This is a genomic window from Streptomyces sp. NPDC048353 (assembly GCF_055587165.1).
Window position 1 is genome coordinate 415,201 of sequence record NZ_JBVJGU010000001.1, and the last position, 19,236, is coordinate 434,436.

At 71.9% G+C, this 19,236-nt stretch carries 13 protein-coding genes; 7 read left to right on the forward strand and 6 right to left on the reverse strand.

The features are described from left to right. Window positions 1–23: 23 nt before the first annotated feature. The 7 genes from ACZ6RC_RS01765 to obgE all read left to right on the forward strand — a co-directional run bounded on the left by ACZ6RC_RS01765 (window position 24) and on the right by obgE (window position 9,433). Entirely contained in the window at window positions 24–1,124 is a 1,101-nt protein-coding gene (locus tag ACZ6RC_RS01765; RefSeq protein WP_469578653.1) for a hypothetical protein, read from the forward strand. A 128-nt stretch (window positions 1,125–1,252) separates the two neighbouring features. Then, the gene (locus ACZ6RC_RS01770) at window positions 1,253–2,044 is read left to right on the forward strand and encodes a TIGR03936 family radical SAM-associated protein (protein WP_391142644.1); all 792 of its coding nucleotides are present in this window, start codon (window positions 1,253–1,255) and stop codon (window positions 2,042–2,044) included. Window positions 2,045–2,277: 233 nt separating this feature from the next. Then, on the forward strand, window positions 2,278–6,033 hold the full coding sequence (locus ACZ6RC_RS01775; protein WP_469578654.1) for an Rne/Rng family ribonuclease: 3,756 nt from the start codon (window positions 2,278–2,280) through the stop codon (window positions 6,031–6,033). Between the two features lie 93 nt (window positions 6,034–6,126). Further along, window positions 6,127–7,047: a UTP--glucose-1-phosphate uridylyltransferase GalU gene (gene galU / locus ACZ6RC_RS01780; RefSeq protein WP_453614555.1), complete on the forward strand. Its 921-nt coding sequence runs from the start codon at window positions 6,127–6,129 to the stop codon at window positions 7,045–7,047. Window positions 7,048–7,296: 249 nt separating this feature from the next. Then, the gene (rplU, locus tag ACZ6RC_RS01785; protein ID WP_114036861.1) at window positions 7,297–7,617 is read left to right on the forward strand and encodes a 50S ribosomal protein L21; all 321 of its coding nucleotides are present in this window, start codon (window positions 7,297–7,299) and stop codon (window positions 7,615–7,617) included. Window positions 7,618–7,631: 14 nt separating this feature from the next. Beyond that, window positions 7,632–7,886, forward strand: coding sequence for a 50S ribosomal protein L27 (rpmA, locus tag ACZ6RC_RS01790; protein WP_030961848.1), 255 nt, complete (start codon window positions 7,632–7,634; stop codon window positions 7,884–7,886). A 107-nt stretch (window positions 7,887–7,993) separates the two neighbouring features. Continuing rightward, on the forward strand, window positions 7,994–9,433 hold the full coding sequence (gene obgE / locus ACZ6RC_RS01795) for a GTPase ObgE (RefSeq protein ID WP_469578656.1): 1,440 nt from the start codon (window positions 7,994–7,996) through the stop codon (window positions 9,431–9,433). 155 nt (window positions 9,434–9,588) lie between these two features. Here the strand turns inward: obgE and ACZ6RC_RS01800 are convergent, their stop codons facing one another. The 6 genes from ACZ6RC_RS01800 to ACZ6RC_RS01825 form a co-directional block, all read right to left on the reverse strand. Continuing rightward, complete coding sequence (locus ACZ6RC_RS01800) at window positions 9,589–11,124, reverse strand: DUF6020 family protein (protein ID WP_469578658.1); 1,536 nt, start codon at window positions 11,122–11,124, stop codon at window positions 9,589–9,591. Beyond that, the gene (locus ACZ6RC_RS01805; RefSeq protein ID WP_391142632.1) at window positions 11,121–14,705 is read right to left on the reverse strand and encodes a bifunctional glycosyltransferase/CDP-glycerol:glycerophosphate glycerophosphotransferase; all 3,585 of its coding nucleotides are present in this window, start codon (window positions 14,703–14,705) and stop codon (window positions 11,121–11,123) included. Before ACZ6RC_RS01805 ends, ACZ6RC_RS01800 begins: the two co-directional genes overlap by 4 nt. A gap of 71 nt (window positions 14,706–14,776) precedes the next feature. Continuing rightward, on the reverse strand, window positions 14,777–17,011 hold the full coding sequence (locus tag ACZ6RC_RS01810; RefSeq protein ID WP_453614560.1) for a bifunctional glycosyltransferase/CDP-glycerol:glycerophosphate glycerophosphotransferase: 2,235 nt from the start codon (window positions 17,009–17,011) through the stop codon (window positions 14,777–14,779). A gap of 62 nt (window positions 17,012–17,073) precedes the next feature. After that, complete coding sequence (locus ACZ6RC_RS01815; protein ID WP_469578661.1) at window positions 17,074–17,979, reverse strand: glycosyltransferase family 2 protein; 906 nt, start codon at window positions 17,977–17,979, stop codon at window positions 17,074–17,076. Further along, a complete protein-coding gene (locus ACZ6RC_RS01820; RefSeq protein WP_391142628.1) occupies window positions 17,976–18,707 on the reverse strand; it encodes a glycosyltransferase family 2 protein in 732 nt (243 codons plus the stop codon). Before ACZ6RC_RS01820 ends, ACZ6RC_RS01815 begins: the two co-directional genes overlap by 4 nt. Continuing rightward, window positions 18,704–19,117, reverse strand: a complete 414-nt coding sequence (locus ACZ6RC_RS01825) for a DUF2304 domain-containing protein (RefSeq protein WP_453614563.1) — start codon at window positions 19,115–19,117, stop codon at window positions 18,704–18,706. Before ACZ6RC_RS01825 ends, ACZ6RC_RS01820 begins: the two co-directional genes overlap by 4 nt. Window positions 19,118–19,236 lie beyond the last annotated feature (119 nt).

Genomic DNA, 19,236 nt, shown 5'->3' on the forward strand with positions numbered 1-19,236 from the left:
CGGGCCGTCGCGTCATTCCCAGCATGAGCATGGAGAAGCCGCAGCCGCGTCCCGCCCCCGAAGGCTGTGTGACGGCGTTCGTCAGGATTCCGGTACGCCTCGTGGTCCTGCTGGTCGTCGTGCCGGTACGGATGGTCTGGGACCTCTTGGCCGCCGGCGGGCGGTTCCTCGAACGGGCGGTGTGGCGGCCGCTGGCCCGTGGGCTCGGATGGCTCGGCGGACGGCTGGCCGTCCCGCTCCTCTGGCTGGGCCGCCAGGTGCTGGCCCCGTTCCTCCGCGGCCTGGGCGTCGCCGCCCTCTGGCTGGCCAAGGCCGTGTGCGTATGGCCCTGGGTGGGCCTGTGGCGGTACGTGCTGGTGCCGGCCGTCCGCTACGGCCTCGTCCTTCCCGCGCGCTGGGCCTACCGCTGGATCCTCGCGCCCGTCGGCCGGGCGCTCGCCTTCCTCGCCGTCGGCCTGTGGACGTACGGCGTCCTGCCGCTGGCCCGCTACGGCTTCGCGATCCCGGCCGGATGGCTGTACGCCACCGTCCTCACCCCGCTCGGACACGGCATCGCCTGGCTCCTCACCGGAATCGGACGGGGCCTGGGCGTCCTGGCCAAGGCCGTGTTCGTGTGGCCGTGGGTGGGCCTGTGGCGGTACGTGCTGGTGCCGGCCGTCCGCTACGGCCTCGTCCTCCCGCTCGGTCTGCTGTGGCGGTACGTCCTCGTCCCGGTCGGGCGGGAGGTCGTCGGCGCCCTCCGGGTCGGCTGGCGGATCGCCGGGTTCGTCTCCCGCGCCGTCGGCCGAGCCCTGGCCCGGGCCGCCTGGCACCTGCTCGGCCGTCCCGCCGTCCTGATCTACCGGACCGTGTGCGCGCCCGTCGGCCGCCTGCTGCGGGACGGCGTCTGGACCCCGGCCCGCAGGGCCGCCTCCGAGGCGCGGCGCGCCGCCCGCGCGGCGTTCGGATCGGCGCGCGCGAGCGTGCGACAGGCCCGGCGGGACGCCTGGTACGCACTGGTCGGCGGAGCCCGGACGACCGAGCCTGGGGAACCGGCGGTGGCCCAGGCGCGTACTCTGGGTAGTACAGCAACCGCCTCCGGCGCGGCGCCCGCACCCGAGATCTCCCCGCGACAGCGGGGGTGAGCCGGTCGGGACCCCCAGAGGCAGGCCACCCGCATTTCGTGGGCGGTGCGCCACCCGCGCCCGCCCCGCACCGAGGAGAAGAACCACTGGGCAAGCGACAGCCCGAAGGCCCGCCGCCCGCACCGGCGGTGCAGCGCATCCGACTGCGCTACACCAAGCGCGGCCGCCTCCGGTTCACCAGCCACCGTGACTTCCAGCGCGCGTTCGAGCGGGCGCTGCGCCGCGCCGAGGTGCCCATGGCGTACTCGGCCGGCTTCACCCCGCACCCCAAGGTGTCGTACGCCAACGCCGCCCCCACGGGTACGGGCTCCGAGGCCGAGTACCTGGAGATCGCCCTCACCGAGGCGCGGGATCCGGAGACGCTGCGGGCCCTGCTCGACGAGTCGCTCCCGGCCGGCCTCGACATCACCGACGCCGTCGAGGCCCGGACCTCCGGACTCGCCGACCGGCTCACCGCCTCCGTGTGGGAGCTGCGGCTCGACGGCGTCACCGTCGAGGAGGTGACGAAGGCCGTCGAGGCCTTCCTCGCCGCCGAGACCGTGGAAGTCCGACGCAAGACCAAGAACGGCATCCGCACCTTCGACGCCCGTTCCGCCGTCGCCGACCTCGTCGCGGATCATCCACAGGCACGTTCCCTGGCTGATAGGCCGCTGGACAATGCCTGTGCGATACTGCGGCTGGTTGTTCGGCACGTGACACCTGCCGTGCGACCCGACGACGTCCTGTCCGGTCTCCGAGCTGTGGCCGACCTGGCGCCGCCGGTCCCCGCTGCGGTGACCAGGCTGGCGCAGGGGCTCTTCGACGAGGAGTCCGGCACGGTGACCGACCCGCTCGCGCCCGACCGCGAGGCAGTCACGGCCGCTCCACCCAAGGCCGCCGCGACCGCCTCAGCGACGGCGCCGGGTGCCGGTACCGCGTAGGGAGCGGTCGTTGTAGCGCAGCCCTGGCACTCGGGAGCCACCTGGGTCGGGCAGCGCACAGACCAGGAGACTTTCGCCAGGCCGTACGCACCACGCGTAGGGAACCGGCGAGCCAGACATCAGCTCCCGTGCGGCGCCCGCGCCCCGGACGGCGGCACCGCGCATCTCGCGCGATCGTGCCGCCGGACCGGACCAAGACGCGGCGCCCGGGAGCGTGACGGGAGAAACCCCGCATGCTCGAGCCGAACGAAGAGAACAACAACGCACCTGGTGACAAGCTGCCGCCGCGCCGCAGGCGCCGCGCAGCCTCCCGGCCGGCCGGACCCCCGGTCGCCGCGGACACCACCACCGAAGCCGCCGTGGAGACGCCCGCCGAGGCGCCCGTAGCGGCCGCACCGCAGGAGACCCCGGCCGAGGAGTCCGCCGCGCCCGCGCCGCGCGCCCGCCGTCGTGCCACCCGCAAGGCCACCTCCGCCGAGGCGCCGGTCGAGGCCGCCCCCGTGCAGGAGGCGTCGGCCGAGGAGTCCGCCGCGCCCGCGCCGCGGACCCGTCGTCGTGCCACCCGTAAGGCCACCTCCGCCGAGGCGCCCGCCGAGGCCGTCGCCGTGACGCCCGCCGAGGCGCCGGTCGAGGCCGCACCCGTGCAGGAGGCGTCGGCCGAGGAGTCCGCCGCGCCCGCGCCGCGGACCCGTCGCCGTGCCACCCGTAAGGCCACCTCGCCCGAGGCCCCCGCCGAGCAGCCCGTCGAGCCGGCCGCGGAGACCGCCGTCGCCGAGGCGCCCGTCGAGGCCGCCCCCGTGCAGGAGGCGCCGGCCGAGGAGTCCGCCGCGCCCGCGCCGCGGACCCGCCGTCGTGCCACCCGTAAGGCCACCTCGCCCGAGGCCCCCGCCGCTCCGGCCGGCGAGACCCTGCCACAGGAGACCGTCGAGCAGATCACCGCCGACGAGCCCGAGGTCGCCGCCGCCGAGAAGGCCGCCACCCGCGGCCGTACCCGCCGCCGCGCCGTCTCGCCGCAGTTCACCGCCGAGCCGGTCGTCGCCCCCAAGGCCGAGGAGACCTCGCGCGGTCGCCGGGCCGCGCGCCCCGCCGTCGCCGTCTTCCAGGCCCCGGTCTTCACCGAGCCGATGTTCCAGACCCCGGAGACCGCGGCCGCCGCGGCCGCCGCCGAGGCCGTGGAGGAGCCGGACGAGGAAGAGACCGTCGAGACCCCCGAGCCGGTCGCCGAGACCGTCGAGCGCCCCGAGCCCGCCGGCCGTCGCCGCCGTCGCCGCCGTGGCGAGCCCGCCGCGGAGGCCGAGCCCGTCGCCGTCGAGCCCGTGCCGGCCACGGTGGCCGACGAGCCCGAGGTCGAGGCGGAGGAGCCCGAGGCCGAGGCCGACGACACCGACGAGTACGAGGACCGCCCGTCCCGCCGTCGCCGCCGGGGCGGCCGTCGCCGTCGCCGTGGCGAGCTCGCCGAGACGGAGGAGTCCGACGAGGCCGAGGAGGCGGAGGAGCCCCACGCCGAGGACGAGGAGTCCGAGGACGAGTCCGACGCCGACAGCGACGACGACGAAAGCGGTTCCGCGTCCGGCAGCAGCAGCTCCCGTCGCCGTCGCCGCCGTCGCCGCCGCAGCGGTGACGCCTCCGGCGAGACCGAGGCGGGCGAGGACGACGGCGTCCGTACGGTCGTCAAGGTCCGCGAGCCCCGCCCGGCGCGCGAGAAGGCCGAGCCGTCCGACGAGGTGCAGTCCATCAAGGGCTCCACGCGTCTGGAGGCGAAGAAGCAGCGCCGCCGCGAGGGCCGCGAGCAGGGCCGCCGCCGCGTCCCGATCATCACCGAGGCCGAGTTCCTGGCCCGCCGCGAGGCCGTCGAGCGCGTCATGGTCGTCCGCCAGAACGGCGAGCGCACCCAGATCGGCGTCCTGGAAGACGACGTGCTCGTCGAGCACTACGTCAACAAGGAGCAGGCCACCTCGTACGTCGGCAACGTCTACCTGGGCAAGGTCCAGAACGTGCTGCCGTCGATGGAGGCCGCCTTCGTCGACATCGGCAAGGGCCGCAACGCCGTCCTGTACGCCGGTGAGGTCAACTTCGAGGCGCTCGGCATGGCTCACGGGCCGCGCCGCATCGAGACCGCCCTCAAGTCCGGCCAGTCCGTCCTCGTCCAGGTGACGAAGGACCCGATCGGCCACAAGGGCGCGCGTCTGACGAGCCAGGTGTCCCTGCCCGGGCGCTACCTCGTGTACGTCCCCGAGGGCTCCATGACCGGCATCAGCCGCAAGCTCCCGGACACCGAGCGGGCCCGGCTGAAGACCATCCTCAAGAAGATCGTCCCCGAGGACGCGGGCGTCATCGTGCGCACCGCCGCCGAGGGCGCGAGCGAGGACGAGCTGCGCCGTGACGTCGAGCGTCTGCAGGGGCAGTGGGAAGAGATCCAGAAGAGGGCCAAGAGCGGCGGCGCGACCAACGCGCCGACCCTCCTCTACGGCGAGCCGGACATGACCGTCCGCGTCGTCCGCGACATCTTCAACGAGGACTTCTCCAAGGTCATCGTCAGCGGTGACGACGCCTGGGAGACCATCCACGGGTACGTGAACCACGTCGCCCCGGACCTGACCGACCGCCTGTCCAAGTGGACGAGCGAGGTCGACGTCTTCGCGACGTACCGGATCGACGAGCAGCTGATGAAGGCGCTGGACCGCAAGGTCTGGCTGCCGAGCGGCGGCTCGCTGGTGATCGACAAGACCGAGGCGATGATCGTCGTCGACGTCAACACCGGCAAGTTCACCGGCCAGGGCGGCAACCTCGAGGAGACCGTGACGAGGAACAACCTCGAAGCGGCCGAGGAGATCGTGCGCCAGCTCCGGCTGCGCGACCTGGGCGGCATCGTCGTCATCGACTTCATCGACATGGTCCTGGAGTCCAACCGCGACCTGGTGCTGCGCCGTCTCCTGGAGTGCCTGGGCCGGGACCGGACCAAGCACCAGGTGGCCGAGGTCACCTCGCTCGGCCTGGTCCAGATGACCCGCAAGCGGGTCGGCCAGGGCCTCCTGGAGTCCTTCTCCGAGACCTGCGTCCACTGCAACGGCCGCGGTGTGATCGTCCACATGGAGCAGCCGACCGCCCCCGGCGGCGGCGGTGGCGGCAAGCGCGCCAAGAAGCGCGGCCGCGGTGGCGCGGAGCACCACGAGCACGAGCACGAGCACGTCGAGAGCGCCGCGACGGCCGAGCCGGAGGAGACCGAGACGGTCGAGACGGAGGCCGAGCTGGCCGCCGAGGTCGCCGCTCCGGTCGCCGTGGCCGAGCCCTTCCGCCCCGACGAGGAGCTGTACAGCAGCGCCGCCGAGGCCGAGGCCGCCGCCACCCGCGGCCGTGGCCGCCGCCGCGCGACCCGCAAGGTCTCCGCGCCGGCCGGTCCGCCGGTCGTCGAGCCCGCACCGGTCGTCGAGCCGGAGCCGGTCGTGGAGGCCGCGCCCGTCGTCGAGCCGGAGCCGGTCGTCGAGGAGGCCCCCGTGGCCGCCCCGCCGAAGGCCCGCCGCCGTGCGACCCGCAAGGCGACGGCACCTGCCGGTTCCCCGGCCCCGGCGCCGGTCGTCGAGGCCGAGCCCGTGGCACCCGCCGCGGAGCCCGCGCCCGAGCCGGTCGTGGAGGCCGCGCCCGAGCCGGTCGTCGAGGAGGCCCCCGTGGCCGCCCCGCCGAAGGCCCGTCGCCGGGTGGTCCGCAAGGTCACCGCGCCCGCCGGGTCCCCGACGGGCGCCGAGGAGGCCGCCGTCGTGGTGGTCGAGTCGCCGGCCGCTCCCGTGACCGAGGCGGCCGAGGCCGACGTCGAGGCCGAGGCTCCCGCCCCGGCCAAGAAGACGGCCCGCAAGGCCGCCAAGAAGACGACGACGACCGCCAAGAAGACCGCCGCCAAGAAGACGACGACGGCCAAGAAGACGGCTGCCAAGAAGACGACGACCGCCAAGAAGACGGCTGCCAAGAAGACCGCCGCCCCCACGCAGGACTGACGGGGCACCGACGCAGCCGGCCCGTGTGGGCCGTCCTCGCCCGAGGACGGCCCACACGGCTTTGACACGATTCGGAAAACAGGAACCAGCCCGATGAACAACATCCCCACCACGCGCGTCCGCAAGGCCGTCATCCCTGCCGCCGGTCTGGGCACGCGGTTCTTGCCGGCGACCAAGGCGACTCCCAAGGAGATGCTGCCGGTCGTCGACAAGCCGGCCATCCAGTACGTGGTGGAGGAGGCGGTGTCGGCCGGTCTGGAGGACGTCCTGATGGTGACGGGGCGCAACAAGCGCCCCCTCGAGGACCACTTCGACCGCAACCACGAGCTGGAGTCCGCCCTCACCCGCAAGGGTGACGAGGAGCGCCTGGCGAAGGTGCAGGAGTCGAGCGAGCTCGCCACCATGCACTACGTCCGCCAGGGCGACCCCCGCGGCCTCGGCCACGCCGTGCTCTGCGCGGCCCCGCACGTCGGCGACGAGCCGTTCGCGGTCCTCCTCGGCGACGACCTGATCGACCCCCGTGACCCGCTGCTCGCCCGGATGCTGGAGGTCCTGACCCGGCGCGGCGGCAGCGTCGTCGCCCTGATGGAGGTGGACCCGGCCCAGATCCACCTCTACGGCTGCGCCGCCGTCGAGATGACCGAGGACGCCGACGTCGTGCGGGTCACCGGCCTGGTGGAGAAGCCGGACCCGGCCGACGCGCCGAGCAGCTACGCCGTCATCGGCCGCTACGTCCTGGACCCGGCCGTCTTCGGCGTGCTGGGCCGGACCGAGCCCGGCCGTGGCGGGGAGATCCAGCTGACCGACGCCCTGGAGACCCTGGCGCGTGACGAGTCCGTGGGCGGACCCGTCCACGGCGTGGTGTTCAAGGGGCGCCGCTACGACACGGGCGACCGCGGCGACTACCTCCGGGCGATCGTCCGCCTCGCGTGCGAGCGCGAGGACCTCGGCCCCGAGTTCCGCGCCTGGCTGCGCGGCTTCGTCGCCGAGACCGCCGAGACCGCCGAGGCGTGACGCCCGGCCCGTGCGCGGCGCCCCCGGGCGCCCCGCGGGGCCGAAGCGGTACGGTCCGCCGAATTTGACCCCTTGCGGCACCGGCCCGTAACCTTGACCGTCGGCGTGTCGTATGACGTGCCACTCCCCTGAGCACCCTCCTCCCGTCCGTCGGGAGAGGCCGCTCGTCCACTTCCGGATCACCGCGGGCCTCGGCCCGTGTGAGCGGCTGGCATCAGGGGTCCGTTCCCGAGTGAGAGAGAGATCCGCGTGTACGCCATCGTGCGCAGCGGTGGTCGCCAGCACAAGGTTGCTGTCGGCGACATCGTTGAGGTTGACAAGATTTCCACTGCCAAGGTTGGCGACACGGTCGAGCTCTCGACCCTGCTCGTTGTCGACGGCGACGCCGTGACCAGCGACCCGTGGGTCCTGGCCGGTATCAAGGTCACGGCCGAGGTCGTGGACCACCACAAGGGCGCGAAGATCGACATCCTTCGCTACAAGAACAAGACCGGCTACCGCCGTCGCCAGGGCCACCGCCAGCAGTACACGGCGATCAAGGTCACCGGCATCCCCACGGCTGCGAAGTAAGGGACTGAGGAGAGATGGCACACAAGAAGGGCGCATCGTCCACTCGGAACGGTCGCGACTCCAACGCTCAGCGGCTCGGCGTGAAGCGCTTCGGCGGTCAGGTCGTCAACGCCGGTGAGATCCTGGTCCGCCAGCGTGGCACCCACTTCCACCCGGGCGCGGGCGTCGGCCGCGGCGGCGACGACACGCTGTTCGCCCTCAACGCCGGTGCGGTGCAGTTCGGCACCCACCGTGGCCGCAAGGTCGTGAACATCGTTCCGGTCGCCTGATCGGTTCTTTTGCGGAGGCGGACCTCACTTCCCGTAACGGGAAGCGGGTCCGCCTTTCGCGTGTTACTAGATAGACATTCCGTACGTAAGTAAATGGAGGCACACCCATGACCACCTTCGTGGACCGCGTCGAGCTGCACGTCGCCGCGGGTAACGGAGGCCACGGCTGCGCCTCCGTTCACCGGGAGAAGTTCAAGCCGCTCGGCGGCCCGGACGGTGGCACAGGCGGCCGTGGCGGCGATGTGATCCTGGTCGTCGACCAGTCCGTCACCACGCTCCTCGAATATCACCACTCGCCGCACCGCAAGGCGACCAACGGCAAGCCCGGCGAGGGCGGCAACCGCTCCGGCAAGGACGGCCAGGACCTCGTCCTGACCGTGCCCGACGGCACCGTCGTCCTCGACAAGCAGGGCAACGTCCTCGCGGACCTGGTCGGCGAGGGCACGACGTACGTCGCCGCCCAGGGCGGCCGCGGCGGACTCGGCAACGCGGCGCTCGCCTCCGCGCGGCGCAAGGCGCCCGGCTTCGCGCTGCTCGGCGAGCCCGGCGACCTGGGCGACATCGTCCTGGAGCTGAAGACCGTCGCCGACGTGGCGCTCGTGGGCTACCCCAGCGCCGGCAAGTCCTCCCTCATCTCCGTCCTCTCGGCCGCCAAGCCGAAGATCGCGGACTACCCCTTCACCACGCTCGTCCCGAACCTGGGCGTCGTCACCGCCGGCTCGACGGTCTACACCATCGCCGACGTTCCCGGCCTGATCCCGGGCGCCAGCCAGGGCCGCGGCCTCGGCCTGGAGTTCCTGCGCCACGTCGAGCGCTGCTCGGTGCTGGTGCACGTCCTGGACACGGCGACGCTGGAGTCCGACCGCGACCCGGTCTCCGACCTCGACGTCATCGAGGAGGAGCTGAGGCAGTACGGCGGCCTCGACGACCGGCCCCGGATCGTCGTCCTCAACAAGATCGACATCCCGGACGGCCAGGACCTCGCGGACATGATCCGCCCGGACCTGGAGGCCCGCGGCTACACCGTCTACGAAGCGTCCGCCGTGGCGCGTACCGGCCTGAAGGAGCTCTCCTTCGCCCTGGCCGAGATCGTGGCGACCTCGCGCGCGGCCAAGCCGAAGGAGGAGGCGACCCGGATCGTCATCCGCCCGAAGGCGGTCGACGACACCGGCTTCACGGTCACGTACGACGGCGACGAGGACGTCTACCGGGTGCGCGGCGAGAAGCCGGAGCGCTGGGTCCGCCAGACCGACTTCAACAACGACGAGGCCGTCGGCTACCTCGCCGACCGCCTCAACCGCCTCGGCGTCGAGGACGCCCTGATGAAGGCGGGCGCCCGCGCCGGCGACGGCGTCGCCATCGGCTCCGAGGAGAACGCGGTCGTCTTCGACTGGGAGCCCACGATGATGGCCGGCGCCGAGATGCTCGGCCGCCGTGGTGAGGACCACCGCCTGGAGGCCCCGCGCCCGGCGGCGCAGCGCCGCCGCGACCGGGACGCCGAACGGGACGAGGCGCAGCGCGAGTTCGACGACTTCGACCCGTTCTAGCCGCTCCCGCCCGCCCCGGGCAGAGCGTCGGCGCCGCGCCGGATTCCCCACGGAGTCCGGCGCGGCGCCGTTTCGTCTCGCGTACCGGGAGCGCCGGGCGAACGACGAGGGGCCCGGCCGTCGCCGGCCGGGCCCCTCGTCGGATCAGGGAGCCGTCAGTGCACCCGTTCCGGTTCGGGCTCCGGGTCGCGCTCCTGCGTCGGCTCCGCGGCCGCCGCCTTCCGCGTGCCCTGCTTCCCGAAGCGCGGCTTCGCGCCGATCAGCGGGATCGTCAGGATGCCGATGAACATCGGGGCGAACATGTAGCGCGCCAGCGGGGCCGGGTTCGCCGCCACCACCGTCAGCTGCAGCGCCAGCGGGATCGCCACCAGCGCGAGCGGCGTCCAGGTCCGGTTGCGGCGCGAGAACCACAGGACGACCGCGTAGGCGGCGTAGCACCAGATCGCGCCCCGGAACAGCAGCCACTGCAGCTGCGGCGTCTTGCTGGCCATCCAGGTGAAGTACGCGGCGTCGTTCAGCGGCTCCGCCAGCGGACGGATCTTCAGCAGCGGACGGTACGGGCTGTCCCGCATCTCGTCGTTCCAGTCCGCCCAGCCGAAGAGGTTCTTCGGCACCGACGGCGGGCTGATCAGCGTGTGGCCCATCAGCTCCCTCGGCCCGGGGAACGGCGACCAGGCGATGTGCGAGCGGCACAGCCGCGCCGCGATCATCTGGTCCGGGGTGCGCTTCATGGTCCGCACCCACAGGTCGATCAGCTCGCTGTTGAGCCGCGCCGCCGCCTTGCGGTCCATGGGCTTCTTCATCGCCCAGTCGGCGTTGTAGCAGTTCGCCGCCCGGCCGCTCCAGTGGTCCAGCGGGGCGACCTTCGCCATCAGCTCCTTGTCGGCCTTGGTGAAGGTCTGCGGAACCTTGCCGTAGACCACGGCGATGTCCGCGTAGTTCATCGCGTACACCTGGTCCTTGGTCGGCGTCTGCACGCCCAGGGCCGGGTAGACCACCGTGTTGAGCCCCGCCGCGATGACCACCGGGACGACCGTCGCGAACAGCAGCCAGCGCCGCATCCTCGGCAGCACGAGCAGCAGCACCGGCACCGCGATGACCGCGACGAGCAGGCCGTTGTTCCGGAAGATCCCCATGCACATGAAGCCGAGGAAGAGGACCGCGATCTCGTTGCGGAACGCCTTGTCGCGGACGGACTCCTCGCCCCGCATGCGCCGGGCCGCGAGCCGGCCGGCCGCGCCGAAGGCGAGGATCCCGCCGATGGCGAAGGGCACGTCCTTCCACACGTACACGGTGAAGGTGCCGATCGAGGGCAGCACCGCGCACGCGATCGCCGCCGTGGCGCTCCACTTGCCCCGCACCCCGAACCGGCGGAGCGTCACCGTCACATAGGCGAGGGACGCGGCCATCGCCATGGATTGCAGGAGCGTGAGCGCGGCGAGGTCACCCGTGATCTGGAGCGAGAGCCACACCAGGCCGTCGTAGGCCACCGAGTGGTTCGACATCCAGTGACCGGTGGTGACGTGCCAGACGTACGAGATGGAGTCGTAACTCATCCCGCCCGGGTAGAAGGCGGCCCACCAGACCAGGAAGATCAGCTGAGTGACCGCGTACACCGCGAGGGGCAGCCGCCGCTGAGCCGGGATCCGTTCCAGCCGTTCGCTGACGTAGGGAATGGTCGGCAGTCTCAACGCTTCTCCGCGGGGTCGGGGGACGTTCGGTCGGGGTACGCCAGCTCCAGCATCCGCGTGATCACGCGCTCGGAGGCGTGGCCGTCGTCGAGGTCGCAGAAGACGTCCCGGAACTCACCGTACGCCTCGGTGTAGCGGCCGCTGATGCGCTCGATGTCGCTCAGCGCCTCGATGAGTTCGTCGGAGGTCTGGAGCAGGGGGCCGGGAGCCCGCTTCTCGAAGTCGAAGTAGAAGCCGCGGAGCTGGTCCCGGTAGTACTCGAGGTCGTACGTGAAGAACAGCATCGGCCGGCCCGTGTTCGCGAAGTCGAACATCAGGGAGGAGTAGTCCGTGATCAGCACGTCGGTGATCAGGAACAGTTCGGCGATGTCGGGGTAGCTGGAGACGTCGTAGACGAAGCCGTCGCCCGCGCCGGGGACGGCGTCGACGATGTTCGAGTGCTTGCGGACCAGCAGGACGTGGTCCTCGCCCAGCCGCGCGGCGGCCTTCTCGACGTCCAGGCGCAGATCGAACTTGTAGTTGCCCGCCTGGTAGAACTGGTCGTCCCGCCAGGTCGGCGCGTACAGCACGACCTTCTTGCCCTCCGGCAGACCGATGCGCTCGCGCACCGCGCGCGCCAGGTCCTCCGTCTTGTCCGACAGCAGGACGTCGTTGCGCGGGTAACCGGACTCCAGGACCTCCCCCTCGTACTGGAACGCCCGCTTCATGATCGGCGTCGAGAAACGGTTGGGGGAGATGAGGAAGCTCCAGCTCGGAGTCTCCTCGGCCACCTTGGAGAGGTACTTGCGGTCCGCGAACTGCACGCTGTCGATGTCGTGGCCGATCCGCTTGAGCGGGGTGCCGTGCCAGGTCTGCACGATCACCTGGCCCTCACGGCGCCTGATCCAGTGCGGCAGATGGGTGTTGGTGACGATGAAACGGCTGCGGCCCAGGGCCTCGTACCACTCCCGGCTCCAGCGGCGGATGACCTTGACGCCCTCCGGGATGTGCGCCCGGCGGTCCTCCACGACCCACACGTGCTCCAGCTCCGAGCCCTGCCGCAGCAACTCCTCGTAGACCGCGCGCGGCGAGTCGGAGAACTGGCGGCCGGAGAAGGAGGCGTACAGCACGGTGTCCCGCAGCGGCGCGGTGCGCGCCTCGGTGTACAGCGTGGTGCGCAGTTCCCGCTGGCGGTACCAGCCGAACTCCTCGGTGCCGAGGTCGGGGGCCGCCTCGACCAGCAGCCGGTCGTAGAACCGGTGGGTGAGGGTGTAGTCGCGGCCGCGGACGGTGAAGCCGACCGGCAGTTCGCCGAGGGAGGCGGGCACGACCCGCAGCGGCACCTCGAAGCGGCTCTCGGCGGTGCGGGCGAAGAGGTACCAGCGGCCCTGGCGCAGCGGGACCTCGGTGATCCCGGTGGGAACGGGCAGGAAGTCGGCGCGGAAGACGCCGTCCTCGACGGTGACCGGGTGGGCGTGTTCCTCCGCGTGGCGGCTGTGACGCAGCACCAGCTCGACCGGCTCGTCGACCGTGGCGGGCACGGAGCCCTCCAGGACGATCCGTCCCTCGGGGGTGACGGTGATGCCGCCGACCATGGGCTGGACCGGCTGGGTGCGCAGCACGAGCCGGCCGATGCCGTCGTTGGTCACGGCGATCGCCCGGGTGCCCCAGGGGGCGGTGGCGTCGGCGGTGACGGGGTGCTGGCGGCCCAGATCGCCGTGCCTGTCGTCGACGGCGACCGGGAACTTCCGCTTGCCGGCGAGGACCAGCTCGGCCGACCACTTGTCGGTGACCTCGGGGTTCTCCGAGTCGCGGCCCTCGACGTCCAGGTCCGCGAGCGGGACCCGTACGGAGAACTCCTGGGCGCCGGAGGCGGCGGCTGTCCGGGTGACCGGGTACTCCAGCGTGGCGCCGGAGGTCCCGTGCGTCAGGCGGAGCGTGCCGCCCGCGCCGGGCGCCACGGCCTCGTGGCCGAGGACACCGGTCAGCTCGATCGCGCCGTCCACGGCACGGTGCCCGGTCAGCCGGGCGCGCACCCGGTCGACGCGGACGTAGAGGTGGCTGTCCAGGACGTACGGCACGACGCGGACGTCGTCCTCCACCCAGAACTGGGCGGGGCTCTCGGCGCTGCCGCTCTCGCCGGCCTTGAGGCGGGTGCGGCGCACCACGCCCTGCTGCACGGTGGCGACGGTCAGCCGCCAGACGCCGTCGCGCCAGCCGCCGCGGGCCTTGAGCTTGCCCGGGTCGAGGTCGAGGGCGAAGCCCGACCAGTCGTAGTTGTGCAGCGACTGGCCCGACGTCTGAGTGGCCCGGGGCGCCTGCGTCCGGCTGGGCCGGACCAGGACCGTGCGCCGGCTGCCGGTCTCGCGCAGCATCAGGACGCGCAGCGCGGGCTTGGGCTTCTCGGCCGCCAGGTTGCGGATGTAGGCGTGGCCGTCGATGTGCAGCCGGCCGCCGCGCCAGCTCACCTCCTCGACGCGGGCGCGCGCCGAGAAGTCGGAGTCCACCCGCAGGACCTGGCGCGGGACCTCGCCCTTGGCCCGGTCGATGACGGGGTAGTCGGCGAAGTGGCGCAGCCCCTGGCGGGTCACGGGCACCGCGCGGCCGGTCTCGCGCTCGAAGGCGAGGAGGTCGAGGAGCTCCTCCAGCCGCCCTTCGGAGATCAGGTGGCACTTCAGCCGCAGGGAGACCGTCAGCCGGGGCATGATCCGCGGGTCGACCCGGCTGAGGAAGTCGGCGGCCCCGGACATGAAGAGCGTGCGGAACTCGTCGCCGGCCTCGTCGAGGACGCCCATGAAGAGGGGCAGCTCGTCGCTGATGAAGATCTCGTCGTACCAGCGCTTGTGCTCCGCGTACGCCTCGCCGGGCTGGGAGGCCAGGAAGCGGCTCACGGAGTCACAGGAGCGGATGCGGTCGCGGACGTTGACCGGCTCGGTGCGGCGCTGGGTGATCGAGGGGGCGCCGCCGGTCCGCTGGCGCCAGAGGTAGATCGGGTCGCCGAGCACGTCCACCGAGGAGGCCCGGAAGTGCGCCGGGAGGGTGACCGGCGCGTCCTCGTAGAGGATGCCGGGGAACTCGAAGGCGTGACGGTCCCAGAACGACCGGCGGAAGACCTTGTTCCAGGCGGTGCGGTCGTAGACGAGGGCCTTGTCCCGGGTGATGTGCGTCCGGGTGCGGCTCTTGCCCAGGCGCTTCTCGTGCAGCGGCGAGGGAAGGACCTCGCCGGCCTTGAGGAGGTTGACGTTGCCGCTGACGAAGTCGGAGCCGGTCTCCTCCAGGCTGGCGACGCAGCGCTCGTAGGCGTCCGGGAGCACGATGTCGTCGCTGTCGACGAACGCGAGGAACTCCGTACCAGGGGTGAGATGGGCCACCCCGGTGTTGCGCGCCGGGCCCAGTCCCTTGTTCTCCTGCTCGACCACACGGAAACGTGCGTCCTCCGCCGCCCAGCGCCGCGCGATCGCGAGGCTGCCATCGGAGGAACCGTCATCGACGACGATGGCTTCCCAGTCGGTGAAGGTCTGGTCGACGAGTGACTGCAGACACTCGTCGAGAAAGAGCTCCACGTTGTAAACGGGAACGACTACTGACAGGCGGGGAGGCATGGGGGTACTGCGCCTTTCCTCAAAGTGTTCGTGCGTGACGGCGGCGGCCGGGCTCGCCGGACACGGTAGCTCTAGCCTCGTGCGGGAGGGCTCGGGCGCTCCGGTGGGAGCGCCACCGGCGGTACATTCTCCTGGTTCAGGAAGACCTTCCGCACCACACGCTCCGCCGCGAAGCCGTCGTCGAACTCACAGAAACGTCTGCGGAACGCCGCCCGCGCCGTGGCGGACGCCTCGTCCGACCATCGTCCGGAGAGGAAGACGTCGAGCAGGTCCTCTTCGGTTTCCACCACGGGGCCCGGAGATTCGACGTGGATGTCGAAGTAGGTCCCGCGGGTGGCGCGGTAGACCTCCCAGTCGTTGGCGAAGACCACGATCGGCCGGTCCAGGTGGGCGTAGTCGAACATCAGTGAGGAGTAGTCCGTCAGCAGGCAGTCGGCCGCGAGGTACAGCTCCTCGACCGACGGGTGGCCGCTGACGTCGAGGACGCCGTGGGCCGCGGGGCCGCCGGCGTCCGGGGCGTCCAGGTGGAAGTAGTGCGCGCGGGACAGCACGGTGTAGTCCTCGCCGAGCCGGTGGGCGAAGCGCTCCAGGTCCAGCAGGGGGCGGGGGGTGCCGTGGTAGTCGCGGTGGGTCGGGGCGTAGAGGACGACCGTCGAGCCGGGGGCCACGCCGAGCTTGGCGCGGGCCTTCGCCCGGTCCTCCTCGGTGGCGTGGACGAGGACGTCGTTGCGCGGGTAGCCGTAGTCCAGCGGGGTGTACTCGGCGGGGTAGGCGCGGTCCCAGATCGCGGTGGTGAAGCTGTTCGCCGAGATGCTGTAGTCCCAGCGGTCCACCCGCTGCATCAGCGTCGGCAGGTCGAGGTCGCCCTGCGCGACCGGGAACTCGGCCAGGTCGACGCCCATCCGCTTCAGCGGGGTGCCGTGGTGGGTCTGCACGTGGATCTGCCCGGGCCGCTTGACGACCCGGGTGGGGAAATTCACGTTGTTCACGAAGTACTTGCCCCGGGCCATGGCGCGCCAGAAGCCGAAGGAGCCGGGGTGGACGACGTTCGTGCCGGGCGGCGGGGTGTTGCGCGAACCGGGCTTGAGGATCCAGGTCGTCTTGACCTTGGGGGCCAGTTCGAGGAGCTTCTGGTGGATCGCCGCCGGGTTGCAGGCGTAGTCGGTGTTCCAGTACGCGGCGAAGACGGCGACGTCGTTCTGGACCGGGAGCATGCGCTGGGCGCGGTAGTAGCCGGCCAGGACCGCCGTGCGCAGCGGCTTGCGCAGGGTGCGCGGGGCGGCGCGGAGCCTGCGGGCCGATCGGTAGGCGCCGCGGGCGACCTTCCGCAGCGGCACGGGGAGGCGGGTGGCGACCTTGCGGGCCGTGGACGTCGAGCTCTGCGGCGCGACGTGGCCGGCGGGGCGGTGGGCGCGCTCGGCGGCAAGGAAGCGGGTGCGGAACTCCTCGCGGGCGTCGTCGGGGAGCCGGCCGGGGGAGCGCTCGATCACCCGGAAGTGCGTGGTCATCCGCTCGTAGAGCGCGCCGTGCCAGCGCTCGAACTCCGGGTGCGCGGCCAGGAACGCGAAGACCAGCTCGTACTGGTCGAAGACGTCGAAGTGCTTGCGGCTGCGGCTGTGCAGGATGCTGCCCTGGCGCCGCTGGCGGTAGTGGACGCAGACCCGGGGGAGGACGGCGATCCGCTCGGCGGCGACCATGACCGGATAGGTCCAGGGGGTGTCCTCGTAGTAGCCCGTGGGGTACTCGAAGCCCCAGCGCTCCACGAACGCACGGCGGTACGCCTTGTTCCAGGCCACCTGGAGCAGGCCGAGGAGCTCGGGCTTCTCGTCCAGCGCGAAGGCGCCGCGGGGGCTCTCGGCCAGCACCGCGGCCTTGGCGTTGGGGGTGATCCGGCCGTCCCAGTGGGTGCGGGAGTAGTCGAAGACCAGCAGGTCGGGGTCCTCGGTCTCCTCCAGGCGCCGGGCGATCGCCTGGAGGGACCCGGGCAGCATGGTGTCATCGCTGTCCAGGAAGAGCAGGTACGTGCCCCGGGCGCGGGTCATGCCGACGTTCCGGGCGCGGCCCAGACCGACGTTGGCGGTGAGTTGGACCGCTACGACCCGCTCGTCCAGGGCCGCGTACTCGTCCATGATCTCGCCGCAGGCGTCGGGCGAGGCGTCGTTGACGGCGATGACCTCGAAGTCCCCGAAGGACTGGCTCAGCACGGAGTCGAGGCAGTCGCGCAGAAACGCCTCGACGCCGTACGCCGGCACGATGATGCTGAACCGGGGTACGGCGGGCCGATCTGCTGCTTGCGTAGGAGTCATGTGGCTACCAGGGGAGGTTCAGCGGGGCGGCCGGACCGCGTCCGGCCGCCCCGGGAGGACGTTCACGGAGTGGAGGTCAGGGCGTAGCCGAGCAGGCGGCGTACGGCGGCCGACTGGCGGTGCCGCAGGGCCCCGGGGAGCAGCGTCAGCGCGTGCAGACGCATGGACAGGTGCCGGCGGGCCGCCTTCGCGGCCTTCGGCCAGCCGTGCCGGTCGAGTTCGTCGGCGACCTCGTTGAAGAAGCGCACGGCCTCGCCGAAGCGGGCGCCCGTCATGGCCTCGGCTGAGGAGAGGCTGCCGGAGTGGCGACGGTAGCGGAACGCCGTCGCCGGGTCCACCACCAGCTTCTCGCCGCGCCGGATCAGCTCGATGATCAGCGCCAGGTCCTGGATGACCGAGAGGTCCTCGCGGAAGCTGATCTCCTTGACGACGTCGGCGCGCCAGGCGATCGAGGGGAAGTACAGCCAGTTCCCGCCCAGCAGGTTCGCGGCGAGCGGCTCGCCCGACAGGACCAGCCGGCGGCCGTCGTTCTTCGGCGCGTACAGCCGCCGCTTGACCTCGTCGCCCAGGGTGGTGGAGGGGTTGCCGTGCTCGTCGATGACCTCGACGCCCGGCTGGTAGATCGCCGCGCCGGGCTCGGCGGCCACGGCCGCGCGGATCGTGGCCACGTAGTCCGGCAGCAGCAGGTCGTCGCTGCCGAGCATGGTGAAGTGGGTGGCCTCCACCAGCTCCACGCACTTGCGGAAGTTCTTGGTGATGCCGAGGTTCCGCTCGTTGCGCTCGTAGCGCACCCGGCTGTCGCCGAGGGAGGCGAACCACTCGGGCACGCCCTCCTCGCGGCCGTCGTCGACGACGGTCAGCCGCCAGTCCTTGTCGGTCTGGTCGAGCACGCTGCGCACGGCGGCCTGGAGGAGACCGGTGTCGCCGTAGTGCGGCAGCATGATGTCGAGCGTGTCCACAGCGGTCACTTGCCCTTCCGCGCGGGGCCGAGGGCGGACCGCCGGCTGAGCGCGAGCAGCAGGATCATCCCGATCCGGCCGAGGTACATCGTGGCCTTCCAGGGCGACTGGCTGGGCGTGCCGGTGGCGCGCGGACGCATGGCCACCGGGACCTGCTCGATGCGGTAGCCGGCCCGGACCACGGCGATGGTGCTCTCGACGGTGTCGCCGAGGTACTCGACGGGGTACCAGTGTGCGAAGACGTCGATGAGGTCGCGGTTGCAGGCGCGGAAGCCGGAGGTCACGTCCGTGAGCTTCGACTTGGCCATGCGGGAGAGCCAGAAGGCGAGGACGAGCATGGCCCACTTGCGGGGGCCGCGGGTCTCGTACTCCCCGGTGCCGGCGAAGCGCGCGCCGATGACCAGGTCGGAGCGGCCGAGACGGGCCAGCAGCTCGGGGACGTTGCGCGGGTCGTGCTGGCCGTCGGCGTCGACCTGGATGGCGACGTCGTAGCCGCGGTCGTGCGCGTAGCGGTAGCCGGCGCGCATGGCACCGCCGACGCCGAGGTTGTACGGCAGGGTCATCACGGTCGCGCCGGCGGCACGGGCCACCGCGGAGGTGTTGTCGGCGGAGCCGTCGTCGACGACCAGGACGTCGACGCCCGGCAGCGTGGTGTGGACCTCCTTGACGACGTCGGCGACGCCGTCGGCCTCGTTCCACGCGGGCATGATGATCAGTACGCGCTTGCCGTCGATCACTTGCCGCCTCCCTGCTCCGCCGAGTCGGCCGTCTCCCCGGCGCGCGTCTGCGCGGCCGGCGTCTCCTGGGCGGCCGCTGCCTGCGACCGCAGCTCCTGCACGTCCAGTCGCAACAGCGCGACCTCCTCCGAGAGCGTCCGGCCCTCCTCCTCGAGGTGGCCGACCTCCCAGCTGAGCTGGAGGCAGACGATGAACAGGAACGCCACGCTCAGGAACAGGATGAGGCTGACACCCGACGCGACGCCCACGGCACGGGCGACGGAGTCGAGCACCCTCGGGAAGAATCCGAGCGGAATGATCACCAGTCCGGTGATCACCCAGAGGAACGCGTACTTCTCCTTGAGCTTGCGCCGACGCAGCAGCTCGACGATGCACGCGACCAGAATGACTCCGGTGACCGAAGTCAGCATCCACAACTTCATGCCGGACTCCGGTGTATCGGACGACTCATGGAAAGGGCCTGTCTACTCTTCCGGGCTGAGCGGCTGGGAGAAAATGCGCCGCTTGAATTGCAGTCCACTGTCCGCCG

Bases quoted from the DNA above. Each gene is read 5' to 3' on its own strand.
- obgE (WP_469578656.1), top strand. From the start codon at position 7,994: ATGACCACCTTCGTGGACCGCGTCGAGCTGCACGTCGCCGCGGGTAAC.
- rpmA (WP_030961848.1), top strand. From the start codon at position 7,632: ATGGCACACAAGAAGGGCGCATCGTCCACTCGGAACGGTCGCGACTCC.
- ACZ6RC_RS01810 (WP_453614560.1), bottom strand. From the start codon at position 17,011: ATGACTCCTACGCAAGCAGCAGATCGGCCCGCCGTACCCCGGTTCAGC.
- galU (WP_453614555.1), top strand. From the start codon at position 6,127: ATGAACAACATCCCCACCACGCGCGTCCGCAAGGCCGTCATCCCTGCC.
- ACZ6RC_RS01765 (WP_469578653.1), top strand. From the start codon at position 24: ATGAGCATGGAGAAGCCGCAGCCGCGTCCCGCCCCCGAAGGCTGTGTG.
- ACZ6RC_RS01805 (WP_391142632.1), bottom strand. From the start codon at position 14,705: ATGCCTCCCCGCCTGTCAGTAGTCGTTCCCGTTTACAACGTGGAGCTC.
- ACZ6RC_RS01825 (WP_453614563.1), bottom strand. From the start codon at position 19,117: ATGCTGACTTCGGTCACCGGAGTCATTCTGGTCGCGTGCATCGTCGAG.
- ACZ6RC_RS01775 (WP_469578654.1), top strand. From the start codon at position 2,278: ATGCTCGAGCCGAACGAAGAGAACAACAACGCACCTGGTGACAAGCTG.